A 12,578-nucleotide genomic window follows, 5' to 3' on the forward strand; every position below is an offset into this window, starting at 1 on the left:
CGACGATCGGATGACCGTGCTCGACGTTCGCCGCCTCCGGCTCCTCCGTGAACTGAAGCTCCGCGGAACCCTCGCGGGCGTCGCCGCCGCGCTCAACCAGAGCCCCTCCTCCGTGTCGCAACAGCTGGCACAGCTGGAATCCGAGGTCGGCGTCGAACTGCTGCGGAAGAGCGGGCGGCGGGTGCAGCTCACGGCGCAGGCCGAGATCCTCGTCGGGCACACGGCGGCCGTGCTGGAGCGGCTCGAACTCGCGGAATCCGAACTCGACGCATCGTTCAGCCAGACGACCGGGCTTGTGCGCATCGCGGTCTTCCAGTCGGCGGCGCTCGCCCTGATGCCGGCGGCGCTCAGCCTGCTCGCCGCCGAGCATCCGCTGCTGCGGGTCGAAATGACACAGCGCGAACCCGAGACCGCCCTCTACGAGACCTGGGCGCGCGACTTCGACCTCGTGATCGCCGAACAGTACCCCGGCCACGCCGCACCGCGACTGCCGGAACTCGACCGGCTGAACCTGACCACGGATGCGTTGCGGCTGGCGGTGCCGGGCGTGCCGCCCGCTGACCCGGCCGGCGAGGCCGCGTCCGGGCCGGCAGCCGACGCGCCGGACACTGCCATCCCGGCCGGCCGCGGGTTCTGGCGCATCACCTCCCTCGAGCAGGCCGCGGGGGCGGCCTGGGTCATGGAACCGCGCGGTGCGGCATCCAGGCACTGGGCGGAGCAGGCCTGCCGCCAGGCCGGCTTCGAACCCGATGTGCGCTTCGAGACCGCCGACCTGCAGGCCCAGATGCGCCTCATCGAGTCGGGCAATGCCGTGGCCCTCATGCCCGATCTGGTCTGGGCCGACCGCGGCACGACGGCCCAGCTCATCGACCTGACGGCCGCCCCGCACCGCACCGTATTCACCTCCGTGCGCCGCGCGAGCGCTGCCCGCCCCGGCATCATCGCCTGCCGCGAGGTGCTGGCGCGGGTGGCTGCCGCGCAGTCCGCCGCGGCGCCTCCGGCCTAGCGCCTGCGCTCGGGGTGGCCGCGCCCGGGGTGGACGTCCAGAGCACAGACGGACGAGCCTGAGCCCGGACGATCCGCTCCGCGAGGCAGTGGTGGCTGAGCTCGTCGATCCGGAAAGTCAGGCGCGCTCGCGGATGCTCGTGACGATGTCGACGAGGGTCGGCGTCGCCGGCGCTGACCCGAACCCGAACGTCACGGGAGGCTCGAGCCGCTGCACGGCGCCCAGCGCGGATCCGTCCCACGCCGCATCCACCGCCGTGATCGCGCGAGCCCGTGTCACACCATAGAACTCGCGCCGGCCCCCGCCCGCGGAACCGCTCGTGCGGGCGCCGGGTACGAGCATCCGCGCGACCGGATCGACGGCCTGCAGCCACACCGGATGCTCGGCCACCGCCCGCGGAACGCCGCGTAGCAGCCGCCCGACCGCCGTCGGCCCGCCCACTTGCAGCGTCGCGACAAGGGGCCCCGCGCTCACCCGGATGCGCCGCGAGGCGTCTCCGCCGCCCGCCCGGCCCGCGGCGCCCCTTCCACCGGACCCGCCGGACCCGCCGGACCCGCCGGACCCGCCGGACCCGCCGGACCCGCTGGCACCGCCGGACCCGGCGCCGCCGCCGCCCGCGCCAGGCGCCCGCCCGAACCGCACCTCGACCACCCGCACCTCGTCGAACGTGTAGGTGCTCGCCACATAGTCGGCCACGGCCTCGCTCGGCGCGAGCAGCAGCCGGTGCCCGGCGTCGTTCTCGACCATCACGTCGGCGAACCGCCCGAACGGCGACCGCTCCCACATGCCGATGACGATGCGCGTGCGCCCGCCGTTCCGCGCGCCAGGCCCTGTATTCGGCGGGGCCCCGACCCCGAACCCGGCGATCCGCCCCTCGAACCGCTCCGTCTCCCGCGACCCCGCGTCAGCCCCCGACGCGCGCCGCCACCCTACGACAGCACATCCTTCGACGCGAAGCGGCCGTAGGCGAGCGCACCGAACACGGCAACGTAGGCCAACTGCAGCAGCGCGTTCGTTCCGAACGACGACCACTCGACGGGCTGGCGCAGCAGGTCGGCGAAGTCGAGCCAGTAGTGGCTGAACAGCCACGGGTGGAGGGCGTCGAGTTGCGGCAGCGAGTCCAGCACCTGCGACACGATCGAGATGACGACGGTCGCGGCCATGGCTCCCACGGGGATGTCCGTGAGCGTCGAGATGAACAGCCCGATCGCGGTGAGCCCGAGCAGGGACACCGTCACGTAACCGGCGATGAGCAGCGCTCGGAGGGCTGCCTCGCCGATGCCGATGGTGTCGCCTGAGAGCAGCGTCACCGGCCCGACTGGGAACAGCGCTGCGCCGATGAGCACCCCGGCGAGCACGACGACGACGGCCGCCGCCAGGCAGAACGCCATCGCCGCCACGAACTTCACCAGCAGCAGACGGGCCCTCCCGACGGGGGAGACCAGCAGGTAGCGCAGTGTTCCGAGGTTCGCCTCGCCCGCGATGGTGTCGCCCGCGACGACGCCGACCGTGAGTGGCAGGAAGAGGGGGATGCAGATCGTCAGCGCCACGAGCGCCACGAACAACCCGTTCTGGCTGATCTGGTCGATGAAGGCGGGGCCGCGCCCGGAGGAGCCGGCTGAGGAGATCCTCACGGCGACCGCAACGAGTACGGGGATGAGCGCGAGCGCCAGCAGCATCACCCACGTGCGCCGCCGACGGAACAGCACAGCGAGTTCCGACCCCAGAAGCGACCAGCCCGCCGAGCGGCGTCGGGTGGTCGTGCCTGCCGAGGGGGCTCTGGATGTCTCGGGGGAGCCGGTCACGTCACTGGGCAACATCGAACCCCTCCCCGGTGAGTGCCACGAAGAGGTCTTCGAGGGTGGCACGTTCCACCGCGAAGCCGCGGACGCGCACGTCGGCCGCGACCAGGGCCGCGACGATGCGGGAGGGATCGAGCGGCCCGTCGCCGAGTGGGGCGGTCACGCTCTCCCCGTCGAGAGGGTGTTCGTCCCGGGCATCCGGATCAGCCACCAGGCCCAGCCCCGCCAGCACCTGCCGCGCCGCTCCCGGGTCGGGTGTCAGCACGCGCACACGCGCCTGGCCGGCCTGCCGAAGCTCGTCGAGGCTGCCCTGCGCGACGAGGGTGCCCGCACGCATCACCGCCGCATGCGTGCACATCTGCTCGATCTCGGCGAGCAGGTGGCTGGAGACGAAGACGGTCGTGCCCTCCGCCATCAGCGAGCGCACGAGGTTCCGCACCTCGCGGGTGCCCTGCGGGTCGAGGCCGTTCGTCGGTTCGTCGAGCACGATCAGGTCGCGCGGGGTGAGCAGCGCGTTCGCAATGCCGAGGCGCTGCTTCATGCCGAGAGAGTAGGCGCGGACTTTCTTGCCGGCCGCGTGGCTGAGACCGACCCGTTCGAGCGCCTCGGTGACGCGGGACGTGCGCGTGGAGCGGGAGGCGAACCGGTCTGCGCTGTCGAGCCGGCGGAGGTTCGCCGCACCCGAGAGGAACGGGTAGAAGCCCGGCCCCTCGATCAACGCCCCGACGCGTGGCAGCACAGAGCCCGCGCGCGCCGGCATCCGCTGCCCGAGCAGGCTGATGTCGCCGCTCGTGGCCGCGGCGAGGCCGAGCAGCATCCGGATGCTCGTGGTCTTGCCCGACCCGTTGGGGCCGAGGAAGCCGAACACCGAACCGCGCGGCACGGCGAGATCGATGCCGTTCACGACGGTCTGCCTGCCGAACACCTTCGTGAGGCCGCTCGTCTCGATGGCGAGTTCGGCCGCCCGGATGCCCGTGGGCTCGGCCGCGCCGGGCCCTGAGGTCAACGCAGGCTCGGCCGTGCCGGGCCCAGAGGTAGCTGTACGCTCAGCCGCGCCAGGCCCCGGGATGCCCGCGGGCGCCGCTCCGCTCACTGCGCGGCAGCGGCCTCGAGGGCCTCCGCCGGAACGGAGCCCGCGAACACCCGCCCGTCGCTCGCCACGAACACGTTCAGCAGGGTGGTCGAGAGCAGGTTGCCGCCCGCGACCGGTGTGGTCAGCTGGGCGAGGAGCGGTGAGGAGGTGAGTGCGGAGGAGTCGGATCCGGCGGGGATCTCGACGATCGAACTCCACCCGCTGCCCGTCACGACGGGCTTCGACGCGTCAGGAACGTGGGCGTACTGTTCCTGGGCAGGGTTCGCGGGTGCCGTGGATGCCGCGCCGGACGGCACCGTCTTCTCCGTCACGGTCGTTCCCGCCGGGGGCGTGAACGAGAAGAGGTCCGCCGGCGGGGTCGACAGGTCGAGCGCGGTGAACGAACTCGAGAACGCAGGGTCGGCGGCGCCCGCCGCAGTCACCTCGACGCGGAGCGGGAGGCCGGTTGCGGAGTCCACCGCGATCGAGACGGCCCCGACAAGGGTGCTGCCCGACTGCGGTGTCAGAACGAGGTCGTAGGCGCTGCGGCCGGCGACGGTCACGTCTCCGCCGACCGTGACGTCGGTGGTCGAGTCTGCGGCTGCGAGGAACTTCTGGGCCAGCTGCTGCGGTGTGGCAGTCTCTGCGGGGCTGGTGGGGTCGGCATCCGGAGCGGAAGTCGACGCGGCCGTCGCGTGCACGGCGGTCTGCTTGGCCGAGTCGTACAGCCAGAGCGAGTCGCCCGACCGGATGACGTCACGCTCGGCGAGCTGGTCGAGCACCTGCACGCGCAGGTTGCCGGCCCCGTTCGAGGTGTCGACATAGACGCGGGCCGTATGGGATCCGGTGAGCAGTTCGAGGGCACTGGATGCCGCAGCGGCACTGCTGTCGGAGGAACCTTCAGACGAGCCCGACGCGGAGCCCGCGCCAGCCGGAAGCGACGGCAACCCGAGGTCGGACGTCTGCTCCACCGTGCCCGAGAAACCCGTCACGGAGCTGCCCGCGACCAGCGCCAGCACCTCCTCCGCCGACTTCGTGGGGAGCGCGCCTGCCGCCCCGGCCGACAGCGGCACGGCGACGGCCGCTCCCGCCACGACCACGCCCACGACCGCCGCGGGGATCCACCGCTTCCAGACCTTGCTCATCGACGTTCTCCTCACGATTCATGAGGGACAGTACACCCGTTTTCTGCGAGAACGGCCGAGTGTTCGCTGACTCTGCCGTGACCGCCGGAGAGCTGATTCCGAAGGGACCCGAATCGCGCTGCGCCAGGGATCTTGGCGCGATTTCGGCCCCTTCGGCCGGGCGGTGCCCACCGCCCCGATTCGGGCCCCCGCGCCCGTCTGCCGTAGGCTCGGAGAGGCCCCACACCTCGGCCCGCACCGTTGCACCGCGCGAGAGAAAGCTGCACATGACGTACCTGCCCGAGCACGCGAGAGACGCCGACACCACGACCGACGAGGTCTCCGCGGAGATCGCCCGTTCCTGGCTGCTCGTCAACGCGACGAAGACCGAGACGTTCGACGCCGCAGCTGCGTCGAGGGCCGACCAGGTCATCCTCGACATCGAAGACGCCGTCGACCCGGCCGCCAAACCCACCGCCCGTGGCGATGTCGCCGACTGGCTGCAGGGCGGCGGGAGCGCCTGGGTGCGCATCAACGACCGCACGACCGACTTCTGGTCGGGCGATGTGGATGCTCTGAAGGGCGTCCCCGGACTCCGCGGCGTCATGCTCGCCAAAGCCGAATCCGGCGCGCACGTGACCGAGACCTTCGACCGCCTCGGCGGCAGCACCCCCGTCATCGCGCTGATCGAGTCGGCGCTCGGCATCGAGGAGGCGCGCTCCATCGCCGAGGCGCGCGGGGCGTTCCGGCTCGCGTTCGGGAGCGGTGACTACCGCCGCGACACCGGCACCGGCGCCGACGACCTCGCGATGGCGTACCCGCGCTCCCGCCTCGTGGTGGCCAGCCGCATCGGCAAGCTCCCGGGCCCGATCGACGGGCCGACCGTCGGCTCGAGCCACCCGGTGCTCCGCGAGCAGTCGGCGCTCGCCGTGACCCTGGGCCTCACGGGCAAGCTCTGCCTCGACGTCGAACAGCTGCCGGTGATCAACGAGGTCATCAGCCCGACCCGCTCGGACGCCACCTGGGCCCGCGACTTCCTCGCCGACTTCGAGTCGCGTGGGCGGGTCATCCGTGACGGCAGCGACCTGCCGCGCCTCGGCCGTGCGCAGAAGATCGACAAGCTGGCGCAGGCGTTCGGCATCCGCCCGCTCTAGCCCTCGAGGGCGGAGCGCCGCTCATCGGCCTGCCGGGCGGTGCGGGAATGGATGGATGCCCGCCGACGCTGTAGGAAGGGTGAACATCCGCCTCTACACCTCGTCGTTCTGCGGAGCCTGCAGCCAGGCACGTGTCGTCGTCGACCAGGCCGCCGCGCTGGTGGGTGCCGCCCGCGTGACCGAGGTCAACGTCGCGTTCCACCCGGATGACGCGGAGCGTGCTGCCATCGCAGCGACTCCGACGATCGTGCTGGAGAACGCCGCGGGCACCGAGGTCTTCCGCGCGGAGGGCGTGCCGACCCTCCACCAGGTTCTCGCAGCCCTGGCCCTCGCCGTCTGAGCTGTGGCCGGGCGGGCGGGTCAGCGGGCGTAGCTGACGAAGCGGTACCGGATGCCCGTGCGGGACTCCAGCCAGGGGGTCGATGCGGCGCGGAGCCAGGACGCGTCGATCGCCGGAGCGAAGGTGTCGCCCTTGATGCCGAGGTCGAGCTCGGTGACCTCGAGCCGGGTCGCGAGCTGAGACGCCGCCGCCAGCCGGTAGAGCTCGCCGCCGCCGATCACCCACAGCGTCGCCCCGTCGCCCGCCTCCGTTCGACCGGCGGAGCCGCCACGCGCGGAGCCGCCACGCGCGGCGCCGCCACTGGCCGCCCCGCCCCCGGCCGCCCCGGCCGCCGCTACGGCTGCGTCGAGCGTCGCCACCCGCTCGGCGCCCTCCGCCGCCCAGGCGGCGTTCCGCGTCAGCACGAGGTTGCGCCGCCCCGGCAGCGGGCGGAACCGCTCCGGCAGCGACTCCCAGGTGCGCCGCCCCATGACGACGGTCGCGCCCCTGTCGGACGCACCCCTGCCGGCCGCGCCCCTGTCGGCCGCACCCCTGCCGGACGCACCCCTGCCGGCCGCGCCCCTGTCTGCCGTGCCCGCGTGAGCGCCCGCATCGCCGGACGTCAGCTCGCGGAAGTGTGCCAGATCCTCCGGCAGATGCCACGGCATGGCCCCGTCGTACCCGATGATGCCGCCCCGCGCCTCGGCCCAGATGAGCGCGAGGCTCACGCGGGCATCCGGAGCCGTCGGCCCCCGCCGCGCTGCACAACCGCGAGCATCCTCACACCGCCACGGGCGCTTTGATCGCCGGGTGGTGCTGGTAGTCGACCACCTCGAGATCGTCGTACGTGTAGTCGAAGATGCTCTCCGGCACCCGGGCGAGCGACAGGGTGGGGAGGGGGAACGGCTCGCGCGTGAGTTGCTCGGCGACCTGTTCGCGGTGGTTGTCGTAGATGTGGCAGTCGCCGCCGGTCCAGACGAAGTCGCCGACCTCGAGCCCGGTCTGCGCGGCAACGAGGTGGGTCAGCAGCGCGTACGAGGCGATGTTGAACGGAACACCGAGGAAGAGGTCGGCGCTCCGCTGGTAGAGCTGGCAGGAGAGCCGGCCGTCGGCGACGTAGAACTGGAAGAACGCGTGGCAGGGCGCGAGGGCCATCTGCGGGATCTCGGCGACGTTCCAGGCCGACACGATCATCCGCCGTGAATCCGGATCGGTCCTGATGGTGTTGATGACCTGGCTGATCTGGTCGATGTGCTCGCCCGTGGGCGATGGCCACGACCGCCACTGCACCCCGTAGACCGGCCCGAGCTCCCCGTCGGCGTCGGCCCACTCGTCCCAGATGGTCACCCCGGCGTCTTTCAGGAACCGGATGTTCGATTCGCCCCGCAGGAACCAGAGCAACTCGTACGCGATCGACTTGAAGTGCACGCGCTTCGTTGTGATCAGCGGGAATCCCTCGCGGAGATCGAACCGCAACTGGGCGCCGAAGACGCTCGTGGTGCCCGTTCCGGTGCGATCGGATTTGGCGACGCCGGTCGCCAGCGTGTGGCGAAGCAGATCTTCATAGGGAGTACTCAGCGACGTATTCATCGCGACCAGCTTATTTGACGCGGGGCGGGAGTAGCGTTTGAGCATGCCAACGAAAATCACCGTGATCTATGACAATCCGACCGACCCCGAGGCCTTCGAGGCCGCCTACGCCGATGGTCACGTCGCGCTGGCGAAGAAGCTCCCCGGCATCACCCGCTTCGAGAGCTCGAAGGTGTGGCCGAAGGAGGACGGTTCGGCCACTCCGGCCTACCGGATGCTCGACCTCTACTTCGACGACTACGACGCCGCCAGCGCGGCCGTCGCCACGGCTGAGGCGGGCGAACTGTTCCCGTCGGTCTTCGGTCTCGCGACCGGTGGCGTGCGCATCCTGTTCTCCGACATCGAAGAGGGCTGAGCCATGACGGAGCTGCACGAAACCCCCCTGAATGACATCCCGATCGCGACGACGACAGGCACGGAGACCTCGCTCGCCGAGTTCGACGGCAAGGTGAAGCTGATCGTGAACGTGGCGTCGCGCTGCGGGCTCGCCCCGCAGTACGAGAAGCTGGAGCAGCTGCAGAAGACCTACGGCGAGCGCGGCTTCACCGTGCTCGGGTTCCCGAGCAACCAGTTCCTGCAGGAGCTCGGCTCGGCCGAGGCGATCAGCGAGTACTGTTCGACGACCTGGGGCATCACCTTCCCGATCTTCGAGAAGATCAAGGTCAACGGCCGGAGTGAGCACCCGCTCTACACCGAGTTGAAGAAGGCGACCGACGCCGAAGGCAAGGCGGGCAAGGTGAAGTGGAACTTCGAGAAGTTCGTCGTCACCCCCGACGGCTCGGTGCACCGGTTCCGTCCGCGCACCGAACCGGATGACCCGGCCATCGTCTCGCTCATCGAGAGTTCACTGCCCGAGGCCTGAGCCTCCACCGCTGGGGGCCGTCCGGCCGAGCGGCCCCCGCTCAGCCTGCCGAGCCCCGCACCACCAGCTCGGTCGGCAGCACGGTGACCCGCGGAACGTCGCGCTGTTCGATCACCCGCACCAGCACCTCCGCCATCTTCGCCCCCATCTCGTTGGACGGCTGCCGCACGGTGGTAAGCGGAGGTGTGGCGGTGGCGCCGTAGAAGTTGTCGTCGAATCCGACGACGGCGATGTTGGCGGGGATCGCCAGCCCGCGCTCATGGAGCACGGAGTAGACCCCCGCAGCCATCTGGTCGTTCGCCACGAAGAGAGCGTCGAGCGGGCGGCCACGGTCGAGCATCCGGATCATCGCGGCCGCACCCGACTCGGGTGTGAAGTCTCCGCACTCGACCAGGGTGGAGTCGAGGCCCTCGGCATCCAGGGCATCGCGCCAGCCGGCGAGGCGGTCAAGGCCCGGCGGCATGTCCTGGGGACCGGCGATCGTGCCGTGCTGCCGGAGCCCGCGCCCGAGCAGGTGCTCGGTCGCCGCACGCGCCCCGCCGTAGTTGTCGACGTCGACGTAGTAGGTCAGGGCGCCGCCCGCTGCGAGCGGCCTCCCGCCGAACACGACCGGGAGCGTGCGGCTCACCTCGCCCAGGGAGTGGTCGCCGCTGTGGTGCGAGACCACGAGGGCCCCGTCGACGTTGCCGCCGAGCAGGTAGCGCTGGGTCTTCTCGGGGGTGTCGTCGGAGGCGATCAGCATGGTCAGGGTGTAGTCGGTGTCGGCGAGGTGGAGGGCGATGCCCTGGGTCACGCTGGCCAGGAACGGGTCCGAGAACAGCTTCGCGGTCGACTCCGGCATCACGAGCGCGATCGTGCGGGTGCGGCGGCTGGCCAGGGTGCGGGCGGCCCGGTTGGGCACGTAGTTGAGCGACGCGATCGCCTCGTTCACCCGTTCGACCACACGGACCGACACCTTGGGGGAGTTGTTGACGACCCGCGAGACGGTGGCCCGTGAGACCCCCGCGAGGGCGGCCACCATTTCGAGGGTGGGTGAACCTCCCCGCTGATCGCTCACGGCCCGCCTTCCCTCGTTGGTCTGCCCCCCCAGTGTAAGGCGACGGCGATTCGCCGGAGGCGATGCGGTACGGCCCCGCATCCTGCAACACTGGGTCGATGCAGCAGACACATTCCGCTCCTGAGGTGACCGAAGGCGACAGGTCGCCGCGTTTCCCCCGCCTGCGGGAGCTGGTGAGCCACCGCCGCGGATTCTCGGACAGCGAGAAGACCGCGGCCGCCCTGCTGCTCGTCGCGACCGTGCTCGCGCTGGTCTGGGCGAACCTCCCGCTCGGCAGCTCGTACGACGACTTCTGGCACTCGACCGTCTCGCTGCAGGTCGGCACGAACACTCTCGGACTCGACTTCCGGTCGCTCGTCAACGAGGGGCTCATGACCCTCTTCTTCTTCGTCGTCGGGCTCGAGGTGAAACGCGAGTTCGCCCTCGGTGAGCTCAGCACCTGGTCGCGGGCCGTGGTGCCGGTCAGCGCCGCGATCGCCGGTCTCGCCATCCCCGCCGTGATCTTCCTGCTCATCAACGGCAGCGGGGAGTCGAGCCACGCCTGGGGCGTCGTGATCTCAAGCGACACGGCCTTCCTCCTCGGCGCGCTCGCGATCGTCGGGCCACGCCTGCCCGGTCACCTCCGCACCTTCCTGCTCGCCCTCGCGGTGGTCGACGACATCGGTGCGCTCGCCGTGATCGCGATCTTCTACACCGACGAGGTGCACATCATCCCCCTGATCGTCGCCGCCGTGGCGCTCGTCGGCATCTGGGCGATGCGATACGTGACCGTCGCGCAGGGTCCGCTCTACGTCGTGCTCTCGATCGCCGTCTGGGTCGCCCTGCTCGCGTCGGGAGTGCAGCCGACGCTCGGGGGAGTGGCGATCGCGCTGCTCATCCCGGTCTACGCCCCGAGACGCCGGGAGGTCGAGCGTGCCGCGGAGCTCAGCCGCGCGTTCCGCCAGTCGCCCAACCCGGTCTACGCGCAGGCGGCCGTGCGCGGCCTGCTGAACTCGGTCTCGGTGAACGACCGTCTGCATACGCTCTACATCCCGTACACGAGCTACCTCATCCTGCCGGTGTTCGCGCTGGCCAACGCCGGGGTGCATCTCAGCCCGGAGACGCTCGGCGCGGCCATCCGTTCGCCCCTCACCTGGGGCGTGGTCGCGGGCCTCGTGGTCGGCAAGCTGGTGGGGATCACCGGCATCACCGCGCTGATCCGCGCCATGAAGCTCGGCGTTCTCGCACCCGGGTTGACGCTCGGCCGGGTCGGCGGCGGCGCTGCGCTCTCGGGCATCGGCTTCACGATCTCCCTGTTCATCATCGACCTCGCCATCGATGACCCGCAGTTGCAGGACGAAGCGCGCGTCGGCGTGCTCGCCGCGTCGCTGATCGCCTTCCTGCTGGGCTGGGCGGTCTTCCGCATCGTCGACCGGGTACAGCCCCCGTCGCGCATGAGCCTCGTGCTCGCCCGCGACGTCGACCCCGCCCGCGACCACATCAGAGGGCCGGTGGATGCTCCGCTCACGCTCGTCGAATACGGAGACTTCGAGTGCCCGTTCTGTTCGCGCGCCACGGGGTCGATCGACGAGGTGCGGGCGCACTTCGGCGACAGTCTGCGCTATGTCTGGCGTCACCTGCCCCTCACCCGCGTGCATCCACACGCCCTGCTCGCGGCGCGGGCGAGCGAGGCGGCGGCGAACCAGGGGAAGTTCTTCGAGCTGGCCCCCTTGATGTTCGGCCACCAGGACGCCCTCGAACTCGACGACCTGCTGGGCTACGCGGCCTCGCTCGACCTCGACCTCGACCGTTTCGAGGAGGACATGCGCTCGAGCGAAGTCGTCAGCCGGGTGCGCGACGACGCGATCGACGCCGAGCTGATGGACGTGCACTCCACGCCGACGTTCTTCATCTGCGGCAAACGGCACTCGGGGCCGTACGATGCGGCGACGCTGATCCGGGAGCTGTACGAGTCGGGGCAGGCGTCCGCGCCTGCGCCGGGCGGGCCGGGCTCCGGGGGTTCGACCCCTCAGAACGCTGGCTTAGGCTAGAAGCATCCGATCGCCACCAGGAGCAGCGAGGAGCGCGTGTGAACAGGATGACCGGAATGCAGATTCGGCATTCGATCGTCAACGGTTCGGCGGCAGAGGTCGCGAACATCGTGCTTCCCTCCGACTTCGTCGAGCTCGACTGGGAGAACCTCGACTTCCTCGGCTGGCGGGACTCGCACTCGCCGCACCTCGGGTACATCGTGCGCTGGGACGGTGACGAGCCGGTCGGCATCATCGTGCGGGAGGCCGACGGCCCGCTCTCCCGGCGCCGCATGATGATGTGCCAGTTGTGCCGTGCCACCCACACGGAGCACGGCGTCTCCCTGTTCAGCGCGAAACGCGCGGGGGAGGCGGGTCTCGCCGGCAACACGGTCGGCACATACATCTGCGCGAACCTCGGCTGCTCGGCCAACATCCGCGTGGAGGTGCCGCACGCCTCGTACTACTCGGACCCCGAGAGCGTGCTCGCCCAGAAGGTCGAGGGGCTCGAGTCGCGGGTGAGCGGCTTCCTCCGCGACGTGATGCGCCCGCTGGACTGAGCCGCGCTCGCCGTGCGGTGCGG

The 12,578-nt window shown here is 70.9% G+C and carries 14 protein-coding genes; 7 read left to right on the forward strand and 7 right to left on the reverse strand.

Annotated elements, in window-relative coordinates; genetic code table 11:
* Window positions 1-16 precede the first annotated feature (16 nt).
* On the forward strand, window positions 17-1,006 hold the full coding sequence (locus FB464_RS00820; RefSeq protein ID WP_116416675.1) for a LysR family transcriptional regulator: 990 nt from the start codon (window positions 17-19) through the stop codon (window positions 1,004-1,006).
* Between the two features lie 117 nt (window positions 1,007-1,123).
* Here FB464_RS00820 and FB464_RS19655 read toward each other — a convergent pair whose 3' ends face one another.
* The 4 genes from FB464_RS19655 to FB464_RS00845 form a co-directional block, all read right to left on the reverse strand.
* On the reverse strand, window positions 1,124-1,792 hold the full coding sequence (locus tag FB464_RS19655; protein WP_170151950.1) for a hypothetical protein: 669 nt from the start codon (window positions 1,790-1,792) through the stop codon (window positions 1,124-1,126).
* A gap of 143 nt (window positions 1,793-1,935) precedes the next feature.
* Window positions 1,936-2,826: an ABC transporter permease gene (locus tag FB464_RS00835; protein WP_116415537.1), complete on the reverse strand. Its 891-nt coding sequence runs from the start codon at window positions 2,824-2,826 to the stop codon at window positions 1,936-1,938.
* Entirely contained in the window at window positions 2,813-3,814 is a 1,002-nt protein-coding gene (locus FB464_RS00840) for an ABC transporter ATP-binding protein (protein ID WP_116415536.1), read from the reverse strand. The genes FB464_RS00835 and FB464_RS00840 overlap by 14 nt, the downstream gene beginning before the upstream one ends.
* An 83-nt stretch (window positions 3,815-3,897) precedes the next feature.
* Window positions 3,898-5,025 carry a DUF2092 domain-containing protein gene (locus FB464_RS00845; RefSeq protein ID WP_116415535.1) on the reverse strand — a complete coding sequence of 376 codons (1,128 nt, stop codon included), beginning with the start codon at window positions 5,023-5,025 and terminating at the stop codon, window positions 3,898-3,900.
* A 266-nt stretch (window positions 5,026-5,291) separates the two neighbouring features.
* Between FB464_RS00845 and FB464_RS00850 the strand changes: the two genes are divergently transcribed.
* A complete protein-coding gene (locus FB464_RS00850; protein ID WP_116415534.1) occupies window positions 5,292-6,158 on the forward strand; it encodes an HpcH/HpaI aldolase/citrate lyase family protein in 867 nt (288 codons plus the stop codon).
* 55 nt (window positions 6,159-6,213) lie between these two features.
* Window positions 6,214-6,498: a thioredoxin domain-containing protein gene (locus tag FB464_RS00855; protein WP_116415533.1), complete on the forward strand. Its 285-nt coding sequence runs from the start codon at window positions 6,214-6,216 to the stop codon at window positions 6,496-6,498.
* A 20-nt stretch (window positions 6,499-6,518) separates the two neighbouring features.
* On the opposite strand, the gene FB464_RS00860 is transcribed toward FB464_RS00855, so the two are convergent.
* Both FB464_RS00860 and FB464_RS00865 read right to left on the reverse strand, forming a co-directional pair.
* Window positions 6,519-7,145, reverse strand: coding sequence for a dihydrofolate reductase (locus FB464_RS00860; RefSeq protein WP_116416674.1), 627 nt, complete (start codon window positions 7,143-7,145; stop codon window positions 6,519-6,521).
* Between the two features lie 112 nt (window positions 7,146-7,257).
* Entirely contained in the window at window positions 7,258-8,067 is an 810-nt protein-coding gene (locus tag FB464_RS00865) for a thymidylate synthase (RefSeq protein ID WP_116416673.1), read from the reverse strand.
* 43 nt (window positions 8,068-8,110) lie between these two features.
* Here FB464_RS00865 and FB464_RS00870 point away from each other — a divergent pair, with 43 nt between their 5' ends.
* Both FB464_RS00870 and FB464_RS00875 read left to right on the forward strand, forming a co-directional pair.
* On the forward strand, window positions 8,111-8,422 hold the full coding sequence (locus FB464_RS00870; protein ID WP_116415532.1) for an EthD family reductase: 312 nt from the start codon (window positions 8,111-8,113) through the stop codon (window positions 8,420-8,422).
* Between the two features lie 3 nt (window positions 8,423-8,425).
* Complete coding sequence (locus tag FB464_RS00875) at window positions 8,426-8,929, forward strand: glutathione peroxidase (RefSeq protein ID WP_116415531.1); 504 nt, start codon at window positions 8,426-8,428, stop codon at window positions 8,927-8,929.
* 40 nt (window positions 8,930-8,969) lie between these two features.
* Here FB464_RS00875 and FB464_RS00880 read toward each other — a convergent pair whose 3' ends face one another.
* Entirely contained in the window at window positions 8,970-9,950 is a 981-nt protein-coding gene (locus tag FB464_RS00880) for a LacI family DNA-binding transcriptional regulator (RefSeq protein ID WP_246093146.1), read from the reverse strand.
* Window positions 9,951-10,084: 134 nt separating this feature from the next.
* On the opposite strand from FB464_RS00880, the gene nhaA reads away from it, so the two are divergent.
* Together nhaA and FB464_RS00890 are read left to right on the forward strand one after the other, a co-directional pair.
* Window positions 10,085-12,016 carry a Na+/H+ antiporter NhaA gene (gene nhaA, locus FB464_RS00885; RefSeq protein ID WP_116415529.1) on the forward strand — a complete coding sequence of 644 codons (1,932 nt, stop codon included), beginning with the start codon at window positions 10,085-10,087 and terminating at the stop codon, window positions 12,014-12,016.
* 56 nt (window positions 12,017-12,072) lie between these two features.
* The gene (locus tag FB464_RS00890) at window positions 12,073-12,555 is read left to right on the forward strand and encodes an FBP domain-containing protein (protein ID WP_170151949.1); all 483 of its coding nucleotides are present in this window, start codon (window positions 12,073-12,075) and stop codon (window positions 12,553-12,555) included.
* Window positions 12,556-12,578: the final 23 nt, after the last annotated feature.

The organism is Subtercola boreus (assembly GCF_006716115.1).
GTDB lineage: Bacteria > Actinomycetota > Actinomycetes > Actinomycetales > Microbacteriaceae > Subtercola > Subtercola boreus.